The organism is Porphyromonas macacae DSM 20710 = JCM 13914 (assembly GCF_000379945.1).
Taxonomy (GTDB): Bacteria; Bacteroidota; Bacteroidia; order Bacteroidales; family Porphyromonadaceae; genus Porphyromonas; species Porphyromonas macacae.
The window spans coordinates 37,295-63,443 of record NZ_KB904127.1; the positions used below are offsets into that span (position 1 = coordinate 37,295).

The 26,149-nt window shown below is 45.0% G+C and carries 23 protein-coding genes; 7 read left to right on the plus strand and 16 right to left on the minus strand.

Translation table 11 applies throughout. The annotated features are described in order from the left end of the window. Nucleotides 1-150 precede the first annotated feature (150 nt). The 7 genes from metG to A3GI_RS0104160 all read left to right on the plus strand — a co-directional run bounded on the left by metG (nt 151) and on the right by A3GI_RS0104160 (nt 10,039). A complete protein-coding gene (metG, locus tag A3GI_RS0104130; protein ID WP_018360217.1) occupies nt 151-2,187 on the plus strand; it encodes a methionine--tRNA ligase in 2,037 nt (678 codons plus the stop codon). A gap of 101 nt (nt 2,188-2,288) precedes the next feature. Next, nucleotides 2,289-4,034, plus strand: a complete 1,746-nt coding sequence (locus tag A3GI_RS0104135) for a bifunctional metallophosphatase/5'-nucleotidase (RefSeq protein ID WP_018360218.1) — start codon at nt 2,289-2,291, stop codon at nt 4,032-4,034. A 71-nt stretch (nt 4,035-4,105) separates the two neighbouring features. After that, on the plus strand, nt 4,106-4,789 hold the full coding sequence (locus tag A3GI_RS0104140; RefSeq protein WP_026215929.1) for a 3'-5' exonuclease: 684 nt from the start codon (nt 4,106-4,108) through the stop codon (nt 4,787-4,789). A gap of 37 nt (nt 4,790-4,826) precedes the next feature. Next, a complete protein-coding gene (locus A3GI_RS0104145; protein WP_036869986.1) occupies nt 4,827-6,515 on the plus strand; it encodes a S41 family peptidase in 1,689 nt (562 codons plus the stop codon). Continuing rightward, the gene (locus A3GI_RS0104150; protein ID WP_018360221.1) at nt 6,515-7,033 is read left to right on the plus strand and encodes an FHA domain-containing protein; all 519 of its coding nucleotides are present in this window, start codon (nt 6,515-6,517) and stop codon (nt 7,031-7,033) included. Before A3GI_RS0104145 ends, A3GI_RS0104150 begins: the two co-directional genes overlap by 1 nt. A 122-nt stretch (nt 7,034-7,155) precedes the next feature. Next, nucleotides 7,156-9,186 carry a ComEA family DNA-binding protein gene (locus tag A3GI_RS0104155; RefSeq protein WP_018360222.1) on the plus strand — a complete coding sequence of 677 codons (2,031 nt, stop codon included), beginning with the start codon at nt 7,156-7,158 and terminating at the stop codon, nt 9,184-9,186. Nucleotides 9,187-9,355: 169 nt separating this feature from the next. Further along, nucleotides 9,356-10,039 (plus strand): MIP family channel protein, encoded by a 684-nt coding sequence (locus A3GI_RS0104160; protein ID WP_025079530.1) that lies wholly within the window; start codon nt 9,356-9,358, stop codon nt 10,037-10,039. A 357-nt stretch (nt 10,040-10,396) separates the two neighbouring features. Here A3GI_RS0104160 and A3GI_RS0104165 read toward each other — a convergent pair whose 3' ends face one another. The 16 genes from A3GI_RS0104165 to A3GI_RS0104240 form a co-directional block, all read right to left on the minus strand. Next, nucleotides 10,397-12,049, minus strand: coding sequence for an OmpP1/FadL family transporter (locus tag A3GI_RS0104165; protein ID WP_018360224.1), 1,653 nt, complete (start codon nt 12,047-12,049; stop codon nt 10,397-10,399). 23 nt (nt 12,050-12,072) lie between these two features. Next, nucleotides 12,073-13,437, minus strand: a complete 1,365-nt coding sequence (locus A3GI_RS0104170; protein WP_147277711.1) for a hypothetical protein — start codon at nt 13,435-13,437, stop codon at nt 12,073-12,075. Between the two features lie 325 nt (nt 13,438-13,762). Continuing rightward, nucleotides 13,763-14,188: a large-conductance mechanosensitive channel protein MscL gene (gene mscL / locus A3GI_RS0104175; RefSeq protein ID WP_018360226.1), complete on the minus strand. Its 426-nt coding sequence runs from the start codon at nt 14,186-14,188 to the stop codon at nt 13,763-13,765. Between the two features lie 73 nt (nt 14,189-14,261). Further along, nucleotides 14,262-15,185, minus strand: a complete 924-nt coding sequence (locus A3GI_RS0104180; RefSeq protein WP_018360227.1) for a magnesium transporter CorA family protein — start codon at nt 15,183-15,185, stop codon at nt 14,262-14,264. Nucleotides 15,186-15,592: 407 nt separating this feature from the next. Beyond that, on the minus strand, nt 15,593-16,309 hold the full coding sequence (gene tsaB / locus A3GI_RS0104185; RefSeq protein ID WP_018360228.1) for a tRNA (adenosine(37)-N6)-threonylcarbamoyltransferase complex dimerization subunit type 1 TsaB: 717 nt from the start codon (nt 16,307-16,309) through the stop codon (nt 15,593-15,595). A gap of 33 nt (nt 16,310-16,342) precedes the next feature. Then, nucleotides 16,343-17,542, minus strand: coding sequence for an ABC transporter permease (locus tag A3GI_RS10500; protein WP_018360229.1), 1,200 nt, complete (start codon nt 17,540-17,542; stop codon nt 16,343-16,345). 9 nt (nt 17,543-17,551) lie between these two features. Continuing rightward, on the minus strand, nt 17,552-18,757 hold the full coding sequence (locus A3GI_RS0104195; RefSeq protein WP_018360230.1) for an ABC transporter permease: 1,206 nt from the start codon (nt 18,755-18,757) through the stop codon (nt 17,552-17,554). Next, nucleotides 18,758-19,828, minus strand: a complete 1,071-nt coding sequence (locus A3GI_RS0104200; protein WP_018360231.1) for an HlyD family secretion protein — start codon at nt 19,826-19,828, stop codon at nt 18,758-18,760. An 8-nt stretch (nt 19,829-19,836) separates the two neighbouring features. Next, nucleotides 19,837-21,231, minus strand: coding sequence for a TolC family protein (locus A3GI_RS0104205; RefSeq protein WP_018360232.1), 1,395 nt, complete (start codon nt 21,229-21,231; stop codon nt 19,837-19,839). A gap of 38 nt (nt 21,232-21,269) precedes the next feature. Then, entirely contained in the window at nt 21,270-22,184 is a 915-nt protein-coding gene (locus A3GI_RS0104210; protein WP_018360233.1) for a hypothetical protein, read from the minus strand. A gap of 40 nt (nt 22,185-22,224) precedes the next feature. Then, complete coding sequence (locus A3GI_RS0104215; RefSeq protein WP_018360234.1) at nt 22,225-22,896, minus strand: DUF3256 family protein; 672 nt, start codon at nt 22,894-22,896, stop codon at nt 22,225-22,227. A 28-nt stretch (nt 22,897-22,924) separates the two neighbouring features. Beyond that, nucleotides 22,925-23,704 carry an HAD family hydrolase gene (locus A3GI_RS0104220; RefSeq protein ID WP_018360235.1) on the minus strand — a complete coding sequence of 260 codons (780 nt, stop codon included), beginning with the start codon at nt 23,702-23,704 and terminating at the stop codon, nt 22,925-22,927. Between the two features lie 354 nt (nt 23,705-24,058). Continuing rightward, on the minus strand, nt 24,059-24,481 hold the full coding sequence (locus A3GI_RS11160; RefSeq protein ID WP_018360237.1) for a hypothetical protein: 423 nt from the start codon (nt 24,479-24,481) through the stop codon (nt 24,059-24,061). Nucleotides 24,482-24,483: 2 nt separating this feature from the next. Next, on the minus strand, nt 24,484-24,606 hold the full coding sequence (locus A3GI_RS11905; protein ID WP_018360238.1) for a hypothetical protein: 123 nt from the start codon (nt 24,604-24,606) through the stop codon (nt 24,484-24,486). 79 nt (nt 24,607-24,685) lie between these two features. Next, nucleotides 24,686-25,246: a hypothetical protein gene (locus A3GI_RS0104235; protein ID WP_115087296.1), complete on the minus strand. Its 561-nt coding sequence runs from the start codon at nt 25,244-25,246 to the stop codon at nt 24,686-24,688. Nucleotides 25,247-25,555: 309 nt separating this feature from the next. After that, nucleotides 25,556-25,978 carry a hypothetical protein gene (locus tag A3GI_RS0104240; RefSeq protein WP_018360240.1) on the minus strand — a complete coding sequence of 141 codons (423 nt, stop codon included), beginning with the start codon at nt 25,976-25,978 and terminating at the stop codon, nt 25,556-25,558. Nucleotides 25,979-26,149 lie beyond the last annotated feature (171 nt).

The window sequence follows — 26,149 nt, forward strand, 5'->3', positions numbered from 1 at the left end:
TGCCGATAGTTATCGGTACTCTTTTTTTAAAGTCGATACTTATATATTTTATTGAATATCGGTGCGAATAGATATTTATTAAGGATTATACGGCTCTTTCGGTAATTCATTAACTTTACATTTCAAATTGGATTTTATAGACACTTAAAGATGAAAGACTTCAAACGAACACTGATTACTACCGCATTGCCCTATGCAAACGGCCCCGTACATATCGGTCACTTGGCAGGGGTATATGTACCTGCCGATATTTATGCCCGCTACAAACGTCTGAGAGGAGAGGATGTGCTGCTCATCGGCGGATCCGACGAACATGGGGTGCCCATCTCATTGAAAGCCAAGGCCGAAGGTATTACACCGCAGGACGTAGTGGATCGCTACCATAATTTGATCAAACAGTCGTTTGAGGAGTTTGGTGTCACATTCGATATTTATAGTCGTACCACAAGCGATATGCACCGGGAAACGGCCTCTGAATTCTTCCGAAAACTTTACGAAAACAATAAGTTTATAGAACAAACAAATGAACAGTATTACGATGAGGAAGCAAAACAGTTTCTGGCCGACCGTTATATCGTGGGCACTTGCCCTCATTGCAATAATGAGGGAGCGTACGGTGACCAGTGTGAAAAGTGCGGTACCTCTCTGAATCCTACAGATCTGAAAAATCCGCACTCCGTTATCAGTGGCACAAAACCCGTGCTGCGCGAAACGAAGCACTGGTATTTGCCTTTGGACCAGCATGAAAATTGGCTTCGTCAGTGGATTTTGGAAGATCACAAGGAATGGAAAAGCAACGTATACGGACAGTGTAAAAGCTGGCTGGATATGGGATTACAACCGCGCGCCGTCAGCCGGGATCTGGATTGGGGTATTCCTGTACCAGTGAAAGGAGCCGAAGGCAAAGTACTTTATGTATGGTTCGATGCACCCATCGGATATATCAGCAATACGAAAGAATTGCGTCCCGATGACTGGGAAAAATGGTGGAAAGACCAAGATACACGTCTGATTCATTTCATCGGAAAAGACAATATCGTTTTCCATTGTATCGTTTTCCCCGCCATGCTTAAAGCCGAAGGCAGTTTTATTCTACCGGACAATGTGCCAGCCAATGAGTTTCTCAATCTCGAAGGAGATAAAATATCCACAAGCCGTAATTGGGCTGTGTGGCTGCACGAGTATCTCAAGGATTTTCCGGACAAGCAGGATGTACTGCGTTATGTGCTTACGGCCAATGCACCCGAAACAAAAGACAACGACTTTACCTGGCGCGATTTTCAGGCACGTAACAACAATGAGCTGGTTGCTATTTACGGCAACTTCGTTAACCGTGCTTTGGTGCTTACACATAAATATTTCGACGGTAAACTGCCGGCTCGTGGAGAACTGAACGAATACGATCGCGAGACAATCGAACACTTCCGCCGGATTAAATCGGTACTGGAGTTCAATCTGGAGAATTTCCACTTCAGAGAAGCTCTTAAAGAGGCTATGAATCTGGCACGTATCGGTAATAAATATCTGGCAGACACCGAGCCGTGGAAACTGGCCAAAACGGATATGGACAGAGTGGCTACGATTTTGAATGTAGCCCTTCAGATTACCGCAAATTTGAGCATCGCTTTCGAGCCGTTCCTGCCGTTCAGTACGGAGAAACTGCTGGATATGCTGCAAACCGAACCGTTCGGGTGGGATCGTTTGGGTGAAGTGGATTTGCTATCTGTGGGGCATACTCTCGGTAAAGCAGAATTGCTTTTTGAGAAAATCGAAGACGAAGCTATCGAGGCTCAAATGCAAAGACTGAGGAATATCAAAACAGAAAACGAAGCAAAAGCTCATAGGGCCGAACCTATAGCTGCCGAGGTCGCTTTCGAACAGTTCGAACAAATGGACATTCGTGTGGGTACCGTTTTGGAATGCAGCAAAGTACCTAAAACGGATAAACTTTTGCAATTCAGGATAGACGACGGCTTGGGCGGCCGCACCATTGTTAGCGGCATTGCAGCTTATTATAAGCCGGAAGATCTGGTGGGCAAACAAGTTTGCTTTATTGCCAACCTTGCCCCGCGCAAACTGCGCGGCATAGAAAGTTGCGGGATGATACTGTCGGCAGTCGATGCCACAGGAGATTTACGGGTCGTGATGCCTCAGGCAGAGGTGGCCCCGGGCAGTAAGGTCGGTTGATACTTTTATATTCAAGATTCAGAACAATACCTTTGACGTTATAACGGCGAAAGGTATTCGTTCTTCTATATATATAAACAGGATAATCGAAAGAAGAAAAAATGAAAAACAGTGTGAAAGGCTTCTTTGCAACTTCGATCGTTGTATTGGCCGCTTTGTTGATGACAGCCTGCTCATCCAAAGAAAAAAAAGTAGAACTGCGCATCATCCATACATCGGATATGCACGGCAATGTTTATCCTTATGATTTTATCCTGGACCGTGACGGTTCAGGAAGTTTGGCACGCTTTGCCACAGCCATCAAACAGATCCGCGAGCAGAATGAACACGTTCTTTTACTGGATGGCGGCGATATTTTCCAGGGTCAACCGCCTGCCTATTACTACAACTATATCAATACGGCAGATACTCATCTCATGGTCAAAGCGATGAACTATCTTGAATACGATGCAGCCGCTGTCGGCAACCACGATATTGAAACAGGACATGAGATATACGACAAATGTTTCAAACAGACGATATTTCCTTTCTTGGCAGCCAATGCCATCGATACGGCTACGGACAAACCATATTTCTCTCCTTATAAGATTTTCGAGTATTCGGGCGTTAAGGTTGCAGTACTGGGGCTTATTACTCCTGCCATTCCCGAATGGCTTCCGAAACATCTTTGGAGAGGTATACGCTTTGAATCGATTGAAGAGTCTGCAACCCATTGGGTGAAAACAATTCGAGAAAAATCCAAACCGGACCTTTTCATTGCTCTCATCCATAGCGGTGTGGATAATGATAATCCGCGTTATATGGAGAATGCCGGACGCAAGTTGGCTCAGGATGTATCGGGTATAGACATCGTACTTTGCGGCCATGACCATAAAACGGCCAACGAATGGATTGTGAATACGCGGGGCGACAGCGTACTGATGATAGATCCTGCCAATAATGTGAATTGGGCATCGGATATACACATAACTTTCACCGGGAAAGGCAATAAACAGCCGATGAGCAAGCATATCGAGGCTAATCTGCTGGATATCAACCGGTATGAGCCGGACTCCGCTTTTTTGCAAACTTTTGCGGCAGAACGGGAAGAAGTTAAATCTTACTTGGATAAAAAGGTGGGAACCCTGAATGCTCCGGTAGCTGCTGCGGATGCATTGTTTGGAGCTTCTGCTTTTATGGATGTAATACATCAGTTTCAGCTGGCCGTCACGGATGCCGATATTTCTTTTGCTGCTCCACTGAAGATTTCGGCCAAATTGGATGCCGGAGATCTTTGTGTGCGGGATTTATTTCAGTTTTTCCCCTATTCCAATATGCTTTATACCATGGAACTGACCGGCGAAGAAGTCAAAGGCTATCTGGAACACTCCTACAAACAGTGGGCGGCAACGATGGCAGGGCCGAACGATCGTTTAATAGTCTTCCGACCCGATGCCAAAATCACGGATACATACAAAACGAAAGTTCCTACTTATAATTACAGTTCGGCACAGGGAATAAACTATGTCGTAGATCTGAGTAAACCGATCGGTGAACGTGTGCGGATTACAGGATTTACCAACGGTAAACCGTTCGACATGAAAGCCCGCTATCGTGTAGCGATGAACAGCTACCGTGCAGGCGGTGCAGGCGGACACCTCACCGATGGTGCAGGTATAGACAGAGAAAAATTGCCCAACCGTATTCTTGCTATCTGCAAGCATGATCAGTTGCTGACGTTGATCGAATACTTTGAAGACCGGGGCAGCATAACCCCTGATAAGAAACCGAACTGGAAGTTTATACCCGAAGAATGGGTAAATAAAGCCAGGAAAAGAGACTCGGACTTCTTTTTCGGTCGCAAATAAGATAACCGGCTGTTACGAAGGTGATTTATTTCTTCTTGTCTCTTGTCGCCCTCTTATCTATCGTCCTTTTTATGCGAAAACAGCATAAGAAGGACGAATCTTTTTTATCTCCGAATCTCCGTATCACCATGGGACAAGTGGATGCAGACTCTTCTATGCTGTTCAAGCCGGCATCCGGTAAATCGAAGAGTTCGATTCCCTTTTATCTGGCAATCGACACCGAAACTGCCTGCGAGGTAAACAAAGAGTGCTACCGGCAAGGAACAATTCCGGAGGAATTACCCGTCGTACAACTGGCTTTCGGCGTGTTGAACAAACACGGGGAGCTGCTTTCGGAGCAGAGTTTCATCCTCAAAAGGGATTGTGAAGTAAGCAAGGCAGCTACGGCAAGACATGGCATCGATAGCTGCATGTTGGCTGAGGGCATAGAACCGACGGTTGCCTATCGGGAACTGGAAAAACAGCTCAATGCCTGCCAATGTGTGATAGCACATAATTTATTGTTTCACCGAAACGTTTTAATGGCAGATATGCAACAGTACGGTATTTCTACGGATATATTAGCTTCAAAACCCGGTTTCTGCACCATGCTGGAAGGCCGGAGAGCCATTCGTAGCGGAGCATACCCTTCATTACGAGCTCTTTTCAGCATCCTTTATTTCGGACGACCGGATACACAGGTGCTTTTTACCGATAAGTCCCTCAGAGATATTCGTTTGGCTGCAGCCTGTTTGCGTAAGTTATTACCGTCCTGAGCATGTTCCTTCGTAGCTAAATAGTTATATTCGCATTATGAAGAAAAGAATAACAATACTCATATCGATGGTGTTTGCCGCAGGTTGTATCTTGCCGGCTATGGCACAAAATAAGGCAACGGACAGTTTACGTCATGCCAATCAGTTCAATTATATTCAGGCATTGGAAGTTATGGGCTCCATCTTGGGAAATGTGGAGCAAAACTTCGTGGATACCGTCAGCATGGAGCGGCTTTCCAAAATCGGGATTCGTGCCATGCTCGGCAGCCTCGATCCTTATACCGAATACTTTGCCCGCGAAGATAATGACCAGCTGAAATTACTCACCAAAGGAGAATATGCGGGAATAGGTTCGATCATATCCCAGCGGCCGGACAGTTCTGTAATCATTAACAGTCCCATGCAGGGGCAACCGGCAGCCGAAGCCGGTCTCAGAGCCGGAGATATCATACTGGAGATCGACGGAAGAGACTTTCGCAAGTCCACAACACCCGAAGTCAGTGCTGCTCTAAAAGGATTGCCCGGCACCACCATAAAACTGAAAGTACGCAGGCCCGGAGAAAAGAAAGACCGCATGTTTACCTTTAAGCGTGCCAAAATCGTTGTCGACCCGGTTACTTACTACAGCACGCTGGGTGAAGACGTCGGCTACATTCGTTTTTCTTCTTTCACCGATCAGGCATCCCGCAAGGTGGAAACGGCACTGCGCGATTTGAAAGACAATCACGGCATCAAATCTTTGGTGCTGGATATGCGCAGCAATGGAGGCGGACTGGTTGGCGAAGCGGTAAGGATCGTCAACTTCTTTGTGCCCAAGGGACGGGAAGTGATGTCCATTAAAGGACGCCCCGGTGTTCAGGAGCGAACCACCTACAGCACACAGAACGAACCGATAGATACCACTATGCCTGTCGTAGTGCTGATTGACGGACACAGTGCCAGCTCGGCCGAAATCGTGGCCGGAGCCTTACAGGATTTGGACCGCGCCGTGGTGATAGGTAATCAAAGCTATGGCAAAGGTCTGGTACAGAGTCCTTTGAATTTACCTTATAACGGTACGCTCAAAATAACCACAGGCCGGTACTACATACCCAGCGGTCGCTGCATCCAGCGCATCGACTATCAAAAAGCCCGGGAAGGGAAAACAGCCGTTCTGCCCGACAGCCTGACGCATGAATTCCATACTGCAGGCGGAAGACCGGTAAAAGATGCAGGCGGAATTTTACCCGACATAACCATAAAGCAAGATTCTCTGCCCACCATTTTGTTTTACATGGATATCAACAATGATGTTTTTGATTTCATTACCGATTATGTAAACAATCACGATACGATAGCCGAACCCGAGCAATTCAGCATCACAGATGCAGATTATGCCCGTTTTGAACAATTATTGAAGGCCAAAAAGTTCGACTACGACAGGCAGAGCTCCAAAGTATTGGAAAAACTGAAAGAAGTTGCCGAAGTGGAAGGTTATCTGGAGCGTGCGGGCAATACGCTCAAAGAGCTTGAAGCGCAGTTGAAGCCGGATCTGTCGCGCGACATGAAAACCTTCAAAAAAGAAATCACCGATTACCTGAACAACGCCATTATATCGCGTTACTACTATCAGAGCGGAGCCGTTCGTTATATGCTCAAAAGCGATAAGGATACGGCCAAAGCGGTGGAGATTCTGAAGAACCCGGAGCAGTACAAATCAATCCTTACTCCTAAAAAACAATCATAGTGAAACGTGTCTTTTGCCCCAAGTGCGATCAGATGATTACACTTTCCGACGAGAAAATACGGGAAGCCATAGAAAAGCGGGAAGGGCGTTTGGATGTGGTATGCGATGCTTGCGGGCACCAGCTTCGTATGCGTCTCAATGTGCGTCGCAAGAATACGTCCGAAAGAACGGAGGCCGTCCCTCTGGCCGTTCTTTCTGTAGTCGAAAATATTTTTGGTTTTAAGCAGCAGTTTCCTCTTTATGAGGGAATAACGCATCTGGGGCGTAGAAACAAAGATACACCGGTAGATATAGCGGTGCTCACGTCCGACCCCAGCATGGACCGCCACCACTGTATTTTCAAAGCAGGGCATACAACAGATGGCAACGTACGGTTATGGGTGGCAGACGACGACAGCCGTACAGGCACATTTTTAGCCGGACGTTTATTGGAGAAAGGCGAGTTCGCTTCACTTCACTTCGGCGACGTAATCACGTTAGGGGCAACGTCTATCATCGTTACGCCCGTAGAGAATTGATGTACCTGAAAGGGGTTGTGCAAAAAAGTCTCGACACAGCCCCTTTCAAGTTGCAGTAATTTGCGCATGCTGACACACAGTCTTTTTCTATAAAAACCTTTAATCCGATACCTCCTTATATAATGAATCGTGCAAGCGATAAAGCGTTAACTTTTTCATCTCTTTTTACCTTCCTGTCTCTGCTGCTTTGTGTTTCATTCGCGAGTCCGGCACAGCGTATCGTCAATCCCGATGCCTGGCGTATCTGGCTGGAAGAATATATCGGCATCGCCGTACAGGACGGACGGATGAGTGAAACCGAGGCCGACGACCTCCGGGATGAATTGGAAGCAGCTGTCTCTGATCCGCAGAATTTGAATGAAATCACCCGGGAGGAGTTGGTTCGTTTACCTTTTCTGAATGAGTTTCAAATCCATCATTTCATAAAATACAGACTGGAGCATCCCCCTTTCACATCTTTATATGATCTGAAAAACGTCGAAGGCTGGGATATGGATACCATCGAGCGGTTTTTACCTTTTGTTTATGTGCCGGATACGGTTAACCAAAGCCCGGGTCCCATACGTATGATACGCGACGGGAAGAGCGAACTGCACTTGACCTGTACGCACCGTGCGACATCGGAAGAAAAAACATATTTGGGAAAGCCTTTTGCTACTTCTTTTCGATGGCGACACCGGTATAAAGACCGGCTTTCAGTTGCTTTTACCGCAGAAAAAGATTTCGGAGAACCTTTTTTCAACCGTTATATACGGGGCTATGACGCTTATTCGGGGCATTTGATGCTGCGCAAAGCGGGTGCATTGGAAACTCTGATACTGGGTGATTTCCGTGTGGGTATGGGCTTGGGGCTTATCCTCAATCAGGCACAGTACGGCTATGGCGGCAATCTCTTCTCTCATCGCAGTTTGCCGGAAGCCTCCTCCATTCGTCCCAAATTTTCCACCGTAGAGTATGGCTATATGCGTGGTGCCGGTGCCCGATGGGTTTCCGGGGCCTGGACTGCCCTTCTTTTCGCATCCCAAGTTCCGCATGATGCTACCATACGGGAAGAAGAGGGAGAGGAAATCATCACCTCCTTACAAAACAACGGTCTGCACCGTACGGAGGATGAATTGGCACGTAAAAATGCAATCGGCTTTCGCAGTGTGGGAGGTGAAATTTCTTTTCGTTCGGGAAAATGGCGTTTCGGTATAGAGGCTGCCCGCCATTCATGGGGTAACCGTCTACTACGAAAATCTTATGCTCCATACACGACGTCCGAATATTCATATCTTCAAAAGCAGTTCAACTACGGAGCTTTTTACCGGTATGAAAACGATAATGCCGGCTTTCGTCTTTATGGAGAAATAGCCCGTGGACAAGAGAAAGATGCTTTGGCATGTGTTCAGGGGATTGAATGGCAACAAGATCTGACAGGGTCATACAAGGTGCTGATGCGTTATATAAGTCCTCGCTATTGGTCTCCGCAAAGCCGATCATTCACTCATTTTTCCGTACCGGGCAATGAGAAAGGTCTATTCATTTCAGCCGAATTGCCGGCTTTCAGGAGTATGACTTTGGGAGGTTATGCCGATATTTACGGAAGCCCTGCACCACGTTATGGCCGGGAGGGTAATACTTCTGTTTTGGACTGCACGGCTTATCTCGGTTATTCTTTTTCACGGATTGTCAAATTCCATTTGAGCCATAGAAGAGTTAATGATAAAGAGTCGTTGCGTAAACGTCATTTTACGGCATCGCTCCATTTGCTGCCTTCCTCCGGCTTATGGAACATACAGATGCAGGCGCGATACATCAGGCTTTATAATTATAATAAAACAGAAGAGAACTACGAGTATTCCGATTATGGCTGGTCTTGGGGAATGAAAGGCGATTACAACAGCTCCAACCGACGTTTCAGAATAGGCTTGGGAGGGGCGATATTCAACACCACAGGCTGGCCTGCCCGTCTTTACGCTTCTCTTCCCAGAGCACAGTATTATTATGAGATGCCGTTTGTCTACGGACGAGGTTACCGACTCAGTTCGTTACTGCGTTTTCGGATATCTCGAAACTTTACGTTAGAAAGCATATGGTCGTATCATTCATCGAAAAAAATAATAATTACCAATAGACAGCAATATTTCTTGGGAATCAAACTTAATTTGTAATATAACGATCGAATATTTTGTTAATTGCTTTTCAATTAGCTACATTTATAAATAATTATCTACATAAATGCCATAATAAGTCGAACTTTTATTTTTTATAAATCTTTTTTCTTCCCTCAATTATTTTGTAGATAATTAAAACCACTTTGTTTAACGTAATATGAATCTTATGAAAAAGTACATTGCGGAAATGTTAGGAACAATGGTTCTGGTACTGTTGGGTTGTGGCAGTGCTGTTTTTGCCGGTAATGCTGTGGGTATGGTTGGAGCCGGTGTAGGCACCTTAGGGGTAGCCTTTGCTTTTGGTTTGTCTGTTGTTGTGATGGCTTATACTATTGGAGGTATATCCGGTTGCCATATCAATCCGGCTATTTCATTAGGGGTCTTTCTTTCCGGTCGCATGACAGGTAAAGATATGGCTATGTATATTTTATTTCAGATTATCGGTGCCATTCTTGGCTCTGCTATTCTTTACGCTTTGGTCTCAACAGGAAGCCATGCGGGTCCCACCGCTACAGGGGCCAATGTATACAAAGCGGGGGAATTGGCTCAGGCTTTTATTGCTGAAGTAGTTCTGACCTATGTCTTTGTTTTTGTGGTTTTGGGTACGACAGACAATGAAAAAGGAGCAGGAAATTTTGCCGGACTTGCAATAGGACTGAGTTTAACTTTGGTACATATCATCGGAATACCCATTACAGGCACTTCCGTGAATCCGGCACGCAGTATAGGTCCGGCTCTTTTTGAAGGAGGTATCGCGTTGCAGCAACTTTGGTTATTTATTGCAGCCCCTCTCATTGGCGGAGCACTTAGCGCATTATGCTGGAATTCTCTTTGCAAAAACAACAAATAAGAATAACAAAACTGTCTCGGCACTCACTACCCTGCCATTATCAATTTTTTATCTTCTTTCCCATAACTTTTTACAACCTTCAAGAAGATAAAAGACTCTGCCTGATGGTTGAGAATTCTCGTTAAGGAAAATAAAAATCCAAGTTAACTTGGTTGAAAATTCTTTGCCTGAAGAATTTTTAACCATCAGGCAGATTTTTTCTTTGCTAAAATGAATAGATTCGTTTTTATCAAAAAATAAATATCCTGCGATAACATAAAAACTACCCCGAGCTCCTGAAAAGGAACTCGGGGTAGCCAAACTATAAATGAAAACAAACAAAATTGATAAAACACATAAAGGTGTTTCTCGCTCTCGTCAGAATTTATATCCGATGGTTAATGCCGCTGAAAACTTTTTGCTGTCTACATTGATGGCAGGTAAGGATTCGACCTTAACCTTCGGAGTATTTATCGAGGGGAACGTATAGGTATGGGATTTCTGCGAGGCAAAAATCATGGCCACATCCATATACAGCTTGGGAGTTATGCGGTAACCACCCCCGAAAGTAAATGCCTGTTGTCCTTCAAATAACGTGTAATGAGGCAGAGTGGTACCCGTAATAATCTCCACCGGTGCAGGAGCCTCGAAGTTTTCCGTCAGTTTCTTATTCAGCGGATTGGTGCGATACATATATCCTGCCCTTAATGCACTGCGTACGGATGGCTTCACTTCCAAGCCCACACGCCAGGTGTGTTCTTCTCCGAAATCATCTCTTACCGCATCGTTGATGTCTTTGTAAACATTATAGTTGTACTCGGTGTCGGACAAGCGGTTTTGCCCTACTTTACGATATTCATAGTCGAAACTGAGCAATCCGATTTTTTGGAAAATATAAGAAGCACTTGCCACAAAGCGTCCCGGGGTCTTCATCCGATAATCTGTGGTACCTTCGGGCGATTCTGTTTTCAGGAAAAATACCGGCTTACCGTCTTTATCCACGATTTCATAACTGCCATCGGGCGAAAGATTGGGCGTACGACTTTCGGCATAACCGATGTAGCGATCACGCATATAATACCATGTGGGGGTAAAATATGCCACACCGAACTTAAGGCCCTGTACCGGCTGTACGATCATCCCCAACGAGCCTCCCAAGCCGCTGCCGTCCGTTTCCAATGCGTTCTGGATGAACAGATAGTCGGGCTTCATGAAAGATTCGTTGTAGCCGCTTCTCAGTTTATAAAAGATGCTTTTATACGTGAGTGATGCTCCGAAGTAAAAAGTTTCCTGAACATTCAAGCCAAAACTGAAGTCTATATTCAGAATATCTCCGCTTTCTCTATACTGAGTCAACTCTGCCGATCGGGGACCGAACGGGACCAACCGGTTTCCGTCCATGTATGTGAAGCGAGTATGATACGGCCCTCCGTTCTTATTGGTCGGGTTAATCATCCCCGACTGATAGCCTAAAATGGGAAACCAGGGGATTCCTTTGTTCCAGGCATCCGATTTGCCCAGATTATCCGGTGCTATTTTTCCTATATTATCTTCTGCCAGTGTAGTGATTCCGGCAATAAAGTCCGCTACCGAATAGGATCTATCCGGAGCCAAACCTCCAACAGATATATTTCGCTCGAAGCTTCCGTTTCTATTCATGCCGAACCCAAAACTATACCCTGCTTTTTTACCGCGGTTCATGCTGGAGGTGTAACTGATGCCGTCTATCTTGAAGAGCCCCTTGGACATCCTGTTGCTATTGCCCAGCCAGGAAGCGTTGTCTTTTACGGAACCGCCGGAAAAAGTGAGGGAAAGCTCCGAACGGGCACGCATAAGTGCTATGCCGGCAGGGTTCTGCTGCACGGACGAGAAATCTCCTCCCAGTGAACCGAAAGCCCCGGCCATGGATTGAAAACGTGCCGATCCGCCCAGATCCTGACGCGAATATTGCTGAACGGCAGCCTCGCCCTGTGCGAACACAATGGCCGGTACAGCCAATGCTGCCAAAGTAAAAAGATATTTCAGTTTCATTGTTTCATTATATAAGGTTTAGACTACCGGCGTCCTCCGTAAGAACCTCTTGAGCTGCCATTGCTGTTTGAAGAGTTTCCGCTTGAAGAGGAACGTGAAGGAAAATCGTATGAAGAGCGTGTAGACGATCTCGTTTCGTAACTCCGGCTATTGCTCCTGTTATTGTTGTTATAACTGTTATTATTGTAGCTTTTGTTATAGCTGCCTCTGCTTTGATAAGAACCTCTGCTGCCGCTATTATTTACGGAACGCTCTCTGATAGCCCGTTCGTTCGTGTTGATATCTTGTCTGATACGTGTATGTACCGTATTGTTGCGCGAGTCTACAGTACCATATTCACGCTGGTTGTTACGGTCGCTCCAACTGCCACGTCTGTTATAGTCGATACCGCTATTATTGTATTCACCGCGCGAACCGTTGCTGTTTACAGAAGAGGATTTGTCTTTATTCGGTGCATAACGATTGGTTTGGGGGTTATAGTCCATCCAGCCGCTGCGTGCCGATCCGTTTCTATTGGTATTGTTACCATAATCGTAACCGGAGTAATCACTGCCACGATACCCATCGCGAGGCCTGCTCAGCGATACATCGTTGCGTCTGTAATAATTATTTCTTCGACCTCCGCCGTACCAATAGCCATCATAGTATCCATCCCAGTAACCATAATGGTAACCGCCCCATCCGTAGTATCCGGGGTAGTAGCCATAATACGATCCGTACCAGTACGGATCATACCAGGGGTCATACCAGAATCTCCACCGGTAACCTCCATAGTAGAAGCGATGATTTCTATAGTATCTGTGCGGATAAGTGTACCAAGGATACCAGGAGTCATAATAATATGCCCATGGGTCCTCATAGGTATAAACATTTACATAAATGTTGCCATTGCCATAATAGGAGTTGTAATCTTCATAATGCATAAGCCCGTCGTCTGTAACCAGATAGACTTTGTCCGCATTGATGATTACGGCATCATCCGAATGGAAACGTCTCAAACGATCGGAATAACGTCCGTAGGTTTTACGCTTACTGGAAGACTGATAGGTGCTCAATTCGATGGGAGCCTCCTGTGCACTGCTCAGGATGCTGTCCTTTACATCGGGAGAAGTCCGTCTGTTATATGCATCGATGGCATCTTGAGAACTGTGATTCAGTTGGTCCTGCAAGTTGAACTGCTGAGCTCTTCGGGCTTCTTCGCGTTCTTGCATCTTTTTATATTGCTGAATTCTCAGCTCTTTTGCCTTTTCAGCCTTGATTTGTTCTTTTTTTGCGTCTTCTTTCGTGTAATATACATCATCTGCATAAGGATCCACATTCTGGGCAAAAGCCAAAATACCCGAGAAGAATATACTACAGGTCAAGAGCATTAATTTGTTCGTTTTCATACCCATTGTGCTTATTAGTTTGTAGTCAAATATAGTTTTTTTATTTAGTTTCTTACTCTTTAGAGTGTTAACAACCATAGCGGGTTTAATCGGAGAGTTTCTCGTGTGAAGATGCGGGTCTGTTCTCCTTGTATTTATTAAATGCCCCGGATGTAGTGATACTGCATGGAAAGAGCAGGTTTACCTTACGATACTGTAATGTGTGAAGTGAAAAACGACTCTTTTTGCCCCACAAGAATAAGTTTTATGAAGCAGAGGATAAAATCAAGCGCAGCCATCCCTTTTCCGGAAAGGCTGCGCTTGATATAAGAAAAAGACCGGTATGCTATCTCTTGCGAAGTTCGTCGCGAATCTCCTTGAGAAGAGCAATGTCTGCAGGATCTGCAGCCGGCTCGGCAGGAACCTCTTCTTTCTTTTTACGAAGACTGTTCATACCTTTAATCATAAGGAAAATAGCCAAAGCTATAATAAGGAAATCGAGGGCAGTCTGAATAAAAGCTCCCCAATTAAGCGTTACAGCCGGTACAACCGTCTCTACCCCTTCTACCACAGTGGTGGTGGCTTCTTTCAGAACAATTTTCGAGTCTACGAAATTTTTCCCGATTAAAAGACTTAAGGGCGGCATCAATACATCATTGACAAAAGAGGATACAATCTTACCGAAAGCACCACCGATGATGATACCCACAGCCATATCCATTACGTTGCCCTTAAGAGCAAACTCTTTAAATTCTTTTACAAAATTTCCCATTTCTTTTCCGATTTTTTAGACAATCAATATGATTTATGAATAAAAATAGTAAAAAAACCCAAATTCTCTTCAATTAAAACCACTTGATACGTCTGAAGAAATAGAAAACGATAACGGATAAACTTAAAGAAAAGACCAGAATAGCCGAAAAGGCCCAAGACTTATCACTGAAAAGAAGCTCGACATTCATACCGTACAAACTGGCGATCAGCGTAGGAACCATGAGTACGATGGAGATGCTGGTCATACGCTTCATGACGGTGTTCAAGTTGTTCGAAATAATACTGCCGTACGCCTCCATGGTACTGCCCATGATATCGGAGTAGATCTTAACGGTGTTATAAGCCTGTCTCAGCTCGATAACAACGTCTTCTTCAAGATCGGGATCGACCTCCAGTCTCCTGTTAGTGACACGCATACGTCCGAGCATAGCTTCGTTCCCTCTGATGGAAGTAGAAAAATAAACCAGAGACTTCTGGAGTCTCATGAGACGTAGAAGATCTTCGTTCTTTACGCTACGCTCCAAAGCCATTTCTGCCGCAGAGACCTCTACGTAAATAAGTTTCAGGTATTTCAGAAACCACACGGCGGACGAGTAGATAAGGCGTGTGATAAAATCCGCCTCATTTCGTATGCTGATATTCTTACGCTTGAGATGGCTGATGAAATCGGGCAACATCTGCGACTTTTTGTAACAGACGCTGATAATGCACCGTTCTTTCACAATGATACCTAACGGCACCGTACTGTACGGCACTGCCGCCGTGCTGCTCTCCACAGGAATACGTAAGATGGTCAGTTGCCAGTCGTCTTCGTGTTCGATACGCGGGCGCTCGTCCGAGTCTGCAATATCCGACAGAAACTCTGCAGGAACATGCAGCTCCTGAGTAAGATAATTGAAATCGTCCTCATCCGGGCATTCTACGTTTACCCAGCATTTCGGCCGGAACTCGGGCAAAACCTGTATGCCCATTCCAAAATCCAGAAAGGTGGTCATAATTGAGTGTCTCCTTTTGCTATTTGATTATTTACTATGGTGGCCAAACCACAGTCTGTAGGTATCTGCCCGCATCATAGAGTTCGGCGGGAAAAGGAAACACACGGGTTATCTATGGGATAGATAAGAAGGTGTGTAACAAGCGACTATGGCAAAACCACGTTTTTCTCTCTCGGAGGGTTAGGGTCGTCCATTTGTTTACACGTATTGGTTAGACGGCACAAAAGTAGGCAAAAACAAGCAGAAAGACAACTACTTATGTTATCCGGAAGAGTTTAATAAAACAAAAAAGCATAATTTAACATACTGTGGATAAAATAATTGACATGAATAAAGGCCATCTTTCGGATGTAAATCCTCAAGACGGCCTTGTCGTTATATTTCAGGAAAGCAAGTCTTCTGCAAGATTAGCTTTGGCGGTTGAGTACTTTGTTTTGTCCTACTACGGCATGAAACTCTTTAAGATAGTGCGGTTGCCAATAGGCAATATCTTCGGTGTTTCCTTCTTCCAGTTTTTTCAAAACGATGGGAGCCATATAAGCAGCATCCGGCTCAATCGGTTTGCTTGAAAACAAAGCGTTAGAGGAAAGAGAAGAAAGCAACGGACGGCACTTTTCCATACCATTGCCGCAGAAGAGAATCTTATGTTCTGCCATTTCATCCGCAAAAGCCTGTTCATCGACGATAAACGGTCTGTCTCCGGTTATCCTTCCGGCTGCGCGATCAAAAAGAGCCATGTACACTTCCATCCTGCGGGCATCGATCATAGGGCATATCCGGTCTGCTGCCAGCGTATCCGCTTCCTTTTTCGCCATGAAAGCTATAAGTTCGAGCGTACTGACGGAAACCAGCGGAATACCATAACCGAAACATAAGCCTTTGGCATAAGAGGAACCTATGCGTAATCCCGTATATGAACCCGGACCGGCACTTACACCTACGGCTGTGGGTTGTACGCCGGCCTCTTTAATTACACGGTCTCCCATAGGGCCGATGAGGGAAGCGTGTCCGGCCTCCGCATTTTCCACATATTCATGTGCCAAAAGCGACCCGTCGGCAGATGCCATTGCCACGGAGCAGGCTTTGGTGGCTGTTTCTATTAACAGTAAATATTGATTATGCATGGCTTTTGTTGCCTTGTATTTTTATAATCGAGGTTATGAAGAACGGTTACTCTTTACATATTGCCGGCGATAACCGAAGGCTGCAATGATGAAATAGAAAGCCGTCTGTATCCAAAGCGTTTTGTATTGCACCTCCACTTCGGTCAGCGTAGCGCCCATTCCGTTCAGAGCCGAGAATCCCTGCCCGCCGGGTGTACTGGGAATAAGATAACCGAAGGCTTTCCAGAAAGGCGGTATGGCATACAGAGGCCAGGATAAGCCGACCAGGAAAATGAAAATTACGGATGTGAAAACGATATAAATCATCGTGTCTTCCCGGCGATAGACAAACAAAGAAAGCGTCAGGGCAAAGAACGTACTGGCCAGAAGGAATGGAACGAAGAAAAGGATCAGATCTATCGATGCCGCCAACCGGGGCAATGATAAGAAATAAGGCATCAGCACTAAAATCCAGATACAGTTAAATACATATACGAATATGTAAGCAAGGCTCTTCCCCAGCATAACTCGCAGCGGACCGCCGTAGTGCGCCATCATCGGCGGAATGATATAGTGCTTCTCATTTCGCTCGCGTGCCGTACCGGCCAACATACATACGCCCAAAGACATGGTTTGCTGCAAAATAAGCACTAAAATAGCCGGCATAAGGAAGCTTTCAAAACCGGTTTGAGGATTATAATAAGCCACGTACTCGCTTTCTACGGGGCGAACTTTTATAGCCGTAGCTAAATCCGAAGGTCCGTAATCTTCTGCAGCAGTCAACTCTCTTCCCATGGTCAGCGATACGTCGTTCAGTGCCACCATGAAACCTTTGTAATAGAGCACACTGGAAAGATCGCTGAATAGAGTGACGTTTGTTTGCCTGCGCAGGGTGAGATCTTTCGAGAAATCTTTGGAAATCAACACTACGCCATAAGCCTCTTTGCGTCGCAGCATTTCGTTTGCTTCTTCCAGTGTCGGTAATATTTTAACCACTTCGACATCCGGTGTGGCATCTATTCTGCGAATATATTCCCGTGACAGCCGGCTATTGTCTTCGTCCACGAAAACCAATTTGGCATCACGAACGACCTCATTATTGTAAAAAGCGGCATAGAGCAACGGATAAATCAGAGGAACCAGAAAGAAAAAAATCATCACTCCCTGGTCTGCAAAAATGGCTTTTAATTCCGTCAGCCAAATATAATGTATATCTGAAAGTTTCTCTTTGATAGAGTTTGCCATTCGTACCATGTCCGATTTTTATGGAATGTATTTAACCAACAGCAGTTCTTCACGCAGATTGCGCAAATTAAACAGCGGTATCAGCATGAGCAGTATCAAGGCACCATAAGACTTCAAACTGTATGAGAGAGGAATACCGTTAAGTGCCTGATCTGCATAAATGAGGAAGTAATGGCGCAAAGGGAACAGATTGCTTAGGGCACGTACCGAACCGTGCATCGCAGTAACCGGGAATGAAAAGCCCGAAATGGAAAAAGCCAGCATGCCGAATAAACTTGCCAAACTCAATCCCAAGCGCAATATGGGCAACAGCGAAATGAACAGAATACCCAACGACTCGGCTGCAAGTATAAGCAGCAACATGGCCAGTATCATCGGTGCCCAGCCGGAGTTGAGCGGAAAGCCCACAATGCCGTATATAACACCCAGGCAGCATAAGCCGACAGCCATATAAATAGCGGTGTGCACGAGCAGTTTGCCCAAAAGAGCTACGTGAATGGATCCGCCGGCTTTGGTTAACCACTCTCGGGAGGTCCTCTTCTTGATTTCCACCCCGATGGCATATACCGTCATCTGCAAAATGAGCAACTGAAGAACACCGGGAATAATAACGCTATTCAAATAAATAGAATAGTTAAGCCAAGTATTCCCTGTGATATGCGCTTTCACCGATATGGGTTGAACCTTACCCATGATTTCTTCTTTAAGCTCGCCTTTTGCCAATCCCACCTGTAACCCCACCGCACCGGAAGCCATTTCACTGATCACTTTCATATCCCGGAACAGGAGGCTCCCGCCCATCATTACATTATTATTCGTGTAATAAGTAATCTTAGGCTGCTTCCCCGAAGTTGCCGATGCCGTAAAATTTCCGGGAATAAGCAAAATACCGTAAACCTCGCCCCGCTGCATCGCTTCTCTGGCTTTTGTGAAATCAGACACGTTCATAACAATGTCCGTCTGGTCAAAAGCGTCGAGATTGCGTATCAGACTGCGAGTGGTTTTGGTATTATCCAAGTCTACCACTGCCAAAGGCAACGAACTCGGCAGACCGTATTGCATGAGCGAAAGCATGAAAAACAGGGTGACAAGCGGAGCGATGACCATACCCACCAAATAAATAGAGTGTGTGGTCACAAGACGCCATTCTCTGATGATTACGGCTTTTAAGCTGCACCAGAACTGGTCCGATGTCATCCGGCTAACATTTTCCCTGCGAGCCATCTACTTTACTTTTGGGTCATCAAGAACAACAGACATACCGGCTATGAAACCCGGTACGGGTTCTACCGGTTTTGCCGTTACCTGAAAAGTGCGCACGTCGATCTGTCCGGTCGGCTTCTTTGCCTTCCAGGCTGCATAAGCACCCATATCTTTCATCTTTGTTACACGCAGCGAGATATTTTTGCCTCCCAATGCCGGCACATAAGCTTTGAGTTCGGTATCGCGGTGTACGTTGCTCAATTTATCTTCTCTGATCGAAAACAGAACGTGTATAGTGGTCGTATCGGCAATATTCATAACCGGTGCTCCGCTTCCTACGAGTTCGCCCCGATGAGGAAAAATATCCGTTACCACACCATCCAGAGGAGAAACCAAAGCACTCTCTTCCATGTATGCACCGACTTCGCTCAATATTCCTTTAGTACGATCGACCAAAGCCTGAGTTGTAGCTTTTTCTTGAGAGAAAATTCCGGCTTTGGACAGCTCGTACTGACTTTTGGCAGCCCGTTCGGCAGCTTCCATGGAGTGGAATTTAGCTTCTACTTCATCGTGTTTCTGGGCCGAAATAACTCCCTGTTGATAGAGGTTTTTCACTCGCTCGTAGCTTTTGCGCGCAACATCAAGACCAACTTTGGCACTCTGCCACATCTCGAAAGCCGTATTTTGCAAATTTTTGCTCGTTCCTTCTCGAGCTTGTTTGTTCAAAGACTCGGCAGCCGACTTGGCAGCTTCGGCCTGCTCGAGCTTGGCCAGTACTTCCGGAGAATAAATGCGCACCAGCGTATCGCCCTTGCTTACTTTCTGTCCTTCCTCTACAAGGTATTCGGATATACGCCCCGGCACTTTTCCCGAGATACGCACCTCTTCGACCTCTGCTTGCCCGATAATGACTTCTTGATGTGGATTGAAGAATATGAAACCGGCTATTGCAATGAGAATAACCACAACCAAAACAACCAAAAAAGTGAAAACCATGGTCTTCTGGCGTTTACCGACTGTAATCGTTGTAGTGCCGTTATCGTTAGCACCTTTAGCAGATGATCTGATCTGCATGTCTTTGTTCTCGTCCATATCGTCTTTTATTCTTGTGGAATAACATGTTTTATTTTGCATTCGGAAAGTCTCAAAGCCACTACGGCATCGATCAGATTATCGTGAGCCTGAGCCCAGGCTGTTTGAGCTCCTGTAAGATTTAAGAGAGGGATAACCCCTTCTTTGTAACCGATCTGTGCATAACGGAGATTTTCCTGCGCACGATTCAGGTTCAGTCTGGCAGCACTCATTTGTTTGTGTGCCTCCTGATTGTTCAATAAGGTTTGTTTGATTTGCAAACTGATTTTTTCATGCGCTTCGGCCAGCTCCTGCTGTTTCACCATTCGCTCGGCATGAGCCTGTTTGCGTTTTTCCACACCTGTAAAAATATCCGTGATGGGAACCTGCATTACCAGAGCGATACCCCAGGTGCCATCAAAGTTATTTCGAGGTGCAGAGAACAGATTCGGTTTGGAAGTCGTGTAGGTACCGACCAATGCCAGTTTGGGAAGCATGGCAGCCGTCTCCATCCGTTCTTTGTGCTTAAACAACGTGTCTGCCAGCCTGAGAGAACGAATCTCCGAACGTAACTCTACTTTTCTATTTAATTCCATCGAATCCATCGGAGCCTGTACTTCCGTATCGATATTCATGATTTCCAAATCGACCTCGTCCGCTACCTGATAATCGGCATTCAATCCCATTCCGCATTGCTGAGCAAGCAACATACGCGACAGATAAAGCCCGTTTTGCACTTTGAGCAAATTCTGCTCGGCCTCACTGCGCTTCACACGTATGGTCAGACCGTCGGCTTTGGTGGCAACACCTTCTTTGATGGCAACGTCTACATCGTTAACAGCATCGTCCAGCAGTTTGATCAGCTGAATAAGCAGAGACTCTTTGCTCTTTAGCGTAACAACCTGCCAGTAAGTCTCCTCTACCTGCTGTTCCACTTCGGTACGCTTGGTTTCCGCCATTGTTTTTGAAAGGCTTACCGCTTTGGCAGCCATGTGATGTCCGGCAACGATTTTCCCTCCCATAAATAATGGCTGTATCAATGTGGCATTACCCACCCAGATATTGTCCAGATCGATTGTGGTAAGAGAACGTATCATGGGAGGAACCAGAATATTGAAAGGCCCCAGCATATTATCCCAGTCTACCAGCTTTACCGGTTTGTCCATGTGAACGAAAGCTCCCTGTAAAGAAACTTTCGGAAAGAAGTTTATGTTAACCTCTCTCAATTTAGCCTCTGCCTGTTGCTGTTTATACGATTCGGCCTTAAGCAACTTGTTGTTTTCGACTGCCATAGCCCGGCAGCTGTCCAACGTCAGGATTTGTTGAGCTTGAGCCAAATTACCTCCAAACAGTAGCCATACAGCTAAAACGAAAACCCACATTCCGCCTGCTCTTATGTATGACCTCACTTTCAGTCTTTGCATCTCAAAATTGTTTTTAAGGTAAATCAACTATAATCGTTTTAGAGTGTAAACGTTTTTTCCCCGATCATATTGCCATCTGCTACCAGATATAACCGGTATTGGCCGGATAGCAGCGCCTGATTGACAGGCCAATACATCGTAATCGTTATTTCATCACCTCCGTATTCCACCACCTTCCGGCAGCTATAAGGTACATTATTTCCTTCAAATGGCATCACATCCGAACTGTTGCGTACCAGCGGTTCGTCGTTCGGGTTCAGTATGCGGGCATAAAAAGTCTTTTCTCCTACCTCGGTCGTTATATTTTTAGCCACGGTAAAAGAGATCTCTATGGATTCCGCACGGTTTAAGTTATTTGTCTTTCGCCCTCTTTTATCCAGCAATCTGACACCGATATTGGTCGCATTGAGTTTAGCGGCCAGCTCCACACGTCCCTGCAGCGCTTTTTTCTCCTGTTGAAGTTGGTTTGCTTTGGTGCTTATACGCTCGAAGTCTGCTTTCACTGCTTTGTTTTCTGTGCGAAGGCGCTCATTGGCCGTATTTAATGAATCTATCTGCACCACGTACGAGCGTAAAACCGTTTTCAACGTTTTAACTTCATTACGCAGTTCGTTTATGCGTTTTGCGTTACTCGACTTCACGGCAGACAATTCTTCCAAGAGCCTGTTTACTTTGGCTCTTTCGGAAATCAACTGATTGGCCAGAGAATCGTTGGAGAAGCTCATATTCAACTCCCCCCCGCTGCTCCTTACCAGTTTATTGTACTGCACGTCATATTCTTCATTCAAGCGGTCTAACTCCTCCTGCATCACTTCTTTCTCCAGTTTTGCAAAATTCATTTTATCCGCTTCCAGCTTCTTCTTCTCACTGCCCATCCAAAAGAGAAGGATGCCGACAATAATCACCACAGCCGTGGCCGTAAGGGATATAATACGTATTTCTTTTTGTGTCATAAGTTTTTTCTCATAAAACGTGCACAAGGCACACAGCAGTTTACCGGTTCGATTCTTTTTTCACCCACATGCCCCGGCTCCAATAAAAATCCACCGCAGGCATTGCCTTGATCAGATGTGCCAACTCAGTTTCCAAAGAGGCATCGCATCTCAGTTTTGCTATGGCACGCAATTCATTTCTGTTGGGATCTATTTTATAAATAACATGAAGAGGGGTCAGCAGTTGTTTCAACTTCGCTCCTTCCGGTGTATCCGGATTGACATTTTCCGGCATAAAATCGGTCATACTAAGCTCCGAAGCAATCAGGGATTGTTTGATAGGTTGCCATTCCGGCGTAAAAAAAGCAATGGTAGCATCCGGTATCGGCTGTTCTACGGTGGAGATTTGAGAAATTACCGGTGTTCCGTTAATCAGAGGCAACAGCAAGAGCTCTAAAGTTCCCACTTTGCTCGTACGGAGACGCAAGTAAGTATCTGTCAGCATCTCCAATCTTACATTTCCCACTAAAGCTCCACGCACGGCAGATGGAGCATTGTCTTTTCCAAAAGCATCCAACAATGCCACTCTGTCTTCGCTGGTAAGCATCGGCACATGAGCTGCCGGCATCTGCAAGAAATAATAACGGATGTCTTTCCCTTTCTCCTGAGCCTTCAGATTTGCCGGCAAAAGGAGGACGATCAAACTCAACAGTAAATATAAATATCTCTTCATTTCGATTACATTGCTCAAAAACTACAGTCTAACCGGCAAAAGCCTCGCGGATATGCGGCAGAGCTGCTAAAAGTTGGGACATATCGTCAAAAACCACTCCGGCTCCTTCTTCATAGAGCACGGCATCCGGCAGAGGACCTGTATTCACGGCTACAGTAAAGATGCCGGCCGACACCCCGGCTCTGACACCTTTCGGTGCATTCTCCACCACCAGGGCTTCCTCCGGCGATGCTTTTGCATATTTCAGCGCCATTAAATACGGTTCAGGATGAGGTTTCCCTATCGAAACGTCATTGCCCGTTACCATATTTTCTTTATTGAAAATACCCGGATAAACCTTTCCTATTCGTTTCAGCAATCCCGGCTGCGATGAGCCGGTAACCAAAACTCTGAAAGTGTCGGAAAGTTCGGCGACCACACTCTCTGCATCAGGTATAGCCCGGCCACTGTCATATTCTCCGAAAAGGGCTGTTTTGCGCAGATAAATACGCTTCTCCTCCTCTTTTGTGGCATCCCTGTTCAAATGCCTGCGATATAATAAGTTTATGGTACAGGCTGCCGTTTGCCCTTCATAGAGATAAAAATCTTCAGGCTCTGTTTTCAGTCCCTCTTCCGCCACTGCCTGCACCCAACTTCGGGCATGAGCAGGCATGGAGTCGAAAAGCACACCATCCATATCGAAGAAAGAGGCTTTTAACTCTTTGGGGGTGTAGTGATGTTTTTGCCGATGCTTTTGTACGGCATCCGAAATAAATCTGGTATCCAACATAAAAACAATATAGAGAGCCTCATTCGATCGCGAACTCATGTTCCTCTCCGTTCAAAATCTTATTTCCTTTTTAAGTCCTTGAAAACAAGTCTTTAATAAAGCATACAAATATACAAAATAGCCCTCAATCTTCTATTTACGCATAATTCATTCCAAATTTCTCAGAAAAATATGCTCTATGTTTTGGCGGTTTTTATGTTTTGAAGAAAACTCTTTAATTCGGTTCGATCACGATACACCGTTTGCTTGGAAAGCTCAAAAAATCGGAAGGAATTTCTTTTTTACTTAAGAAACGACTAACAGAATTGCAGTTATCAAAAAGACAAATAGCTGTATACAATCATGAGATTAAAACAGCTTTTTCCGGAGGTTTTCTCCGAAACCTCCGGAAATCTACTTCTCTTTTTCCTTGATTTTTTTCAAGATAATGATATAGTTGTTGCCTAAAAAGATATCCAGAGCTTCTCCTGTTTTATCATAGATTGTGACTACCGCAGCATACTCTGCTTCCATCACTTCTTTCGTTTGATCGTAAGGGAAGTGAACCTTATACATAATATCACCCTTTCTCGCACCATAAGAGATGCTCTTAGGGTTGTCATTATCGTAAGGGTAAACGAACTCCGTGATAAAGGGTTCGCCATACTCTCGATAAAATGCCTTGAAACGATCCCTTTGGTAAACCTCTCGAGCTATCTCCAAGAGCTTCGCTTCACGCTCCGCCTTCGGAAGATCCGAAAGTTTCTGTGCTTTAAGGCTGCTGCCAATACCGCAGCAAATGATACCCAGTATCATCAATAACAATTTCTTTTTCATACTTATTTTTTCTTTTTGGGATATGCAATATAGTTTTTAGTCGGGGCATTCTTATCATGACCGCTTTTAATGATATATCCAAAATCTTCGGAGTCATACTCTCCGACATAGTCATGTGCTACCATGGGTGCCCGGTAATCATCTGCATATTCCTAAATCTGAATCAAAGATTCTTATTTTTGTCTACAGACAAAATACAAAACATCACTGTTTCGTCAGATACACATACGTTTCTTCAAAACGGGTAGGGAAAAGCTGGCGACCTCCATCCTGAAGCCAAACGTCCCGAGGATGCAAATCTAACAACAGTTGTTTTCCGTCTTCGGAAAAATGACAACCGATATAACTCATTTGCGTGTTCTTATAGCTTTCACCGAAATAGTCGAACACATATCCCGTACCCTTGATATTTCCAAGATAAGCCCCTTTTATGACTCCACGGTTTGTCTTATCTTTTATTTCGAGACTGTTAAAAAGTTCATTACCCTTCTCGTCAACAACACGGTAGCGCAGATAAAGGATCTCTTCCGTATACTCCGGAAGCATGGTTGTTTGTACTCCTTTTTCTATGTGAATCTCATACAGGAAACCTTTGCATCGACCAGCATTACAAGAACCTTTCCATACTCCCAGAAACTTATCTAAAATGTGATTGATATCCTTAAAATCTATCCTTTCTTTGGGACGTCCTCCCCATTTTAAATATTCCAGACGTTTCTCAACGGATTCTACACGCTGAGCGTTCAAGTTGCTACTGAAAATCATAAGAAAAAACAGCAACACAACAATCAATAAGCCATTTCTTCGCATCATGGTATGAATGAAATTAAAGTTAACCGCACACTAAGATATCAAAGCTTTTCTTATTATCTTAAAAAGACAGTTTCCGGAGATTGCAGAGACTGTCTTTTTAATGTAACATCTATGTTTAGGAACACAAAACATCACTGTTTCGTCAGATACACATACATATTTTCAAAACGGACAGGGAAGATCTGACGGCCTCCATCCTGACTTCAAACGTCATGTACATCACAACAAACCCACCGTTTCAAAAAATACGATCAGGAAGTGCTACTTTTCTTTTTCCTTGATTTTTTTCAAGATAATGATATAGTTGTTGCCTAAAAGGATGCGTAGAGCTTCTCCTGTTTTATCATAGATCGTGACTACCGCAGCATACTCTGCTTCCATCACTTCTTTCGTCCGGTCGTAAGGGAAATGCACCTTGTACATAATATCCCCCTTTCTTGCACCATAAGAGATGCTCTCAGGGTCATTATTATCATAAGGGAAAACAAGCTCCGTGATAAAGGGTTCGCCATACTCTCGATAAAACGCCTTGAAACGATCCCTTTGGTAAACCTCTCGGGCTATCTCCAAGAGCTTCGCTTCACGCTCCGCCTTCGGAAGATCCGAAAGTCTCTGTGCTTTAAGGCTGCTGCCAATACCGCAGCAAATGATAACCGGTACCATCAATAACAATTTCTTCTTCATCGTTTCTGCCTTTTGGGATAGATATAAGATCTAAGTATGGCGAACCCTTTACAAAGAGATAACAACTCTTCTTTTACGCTAAACTACTTCTCCTTTTCCTTGATTTTTTTCAAGATAATGATAAAACCATTCCCTAAAAGAATGTGTACTGCTTCTGCCGTTTTATCATAG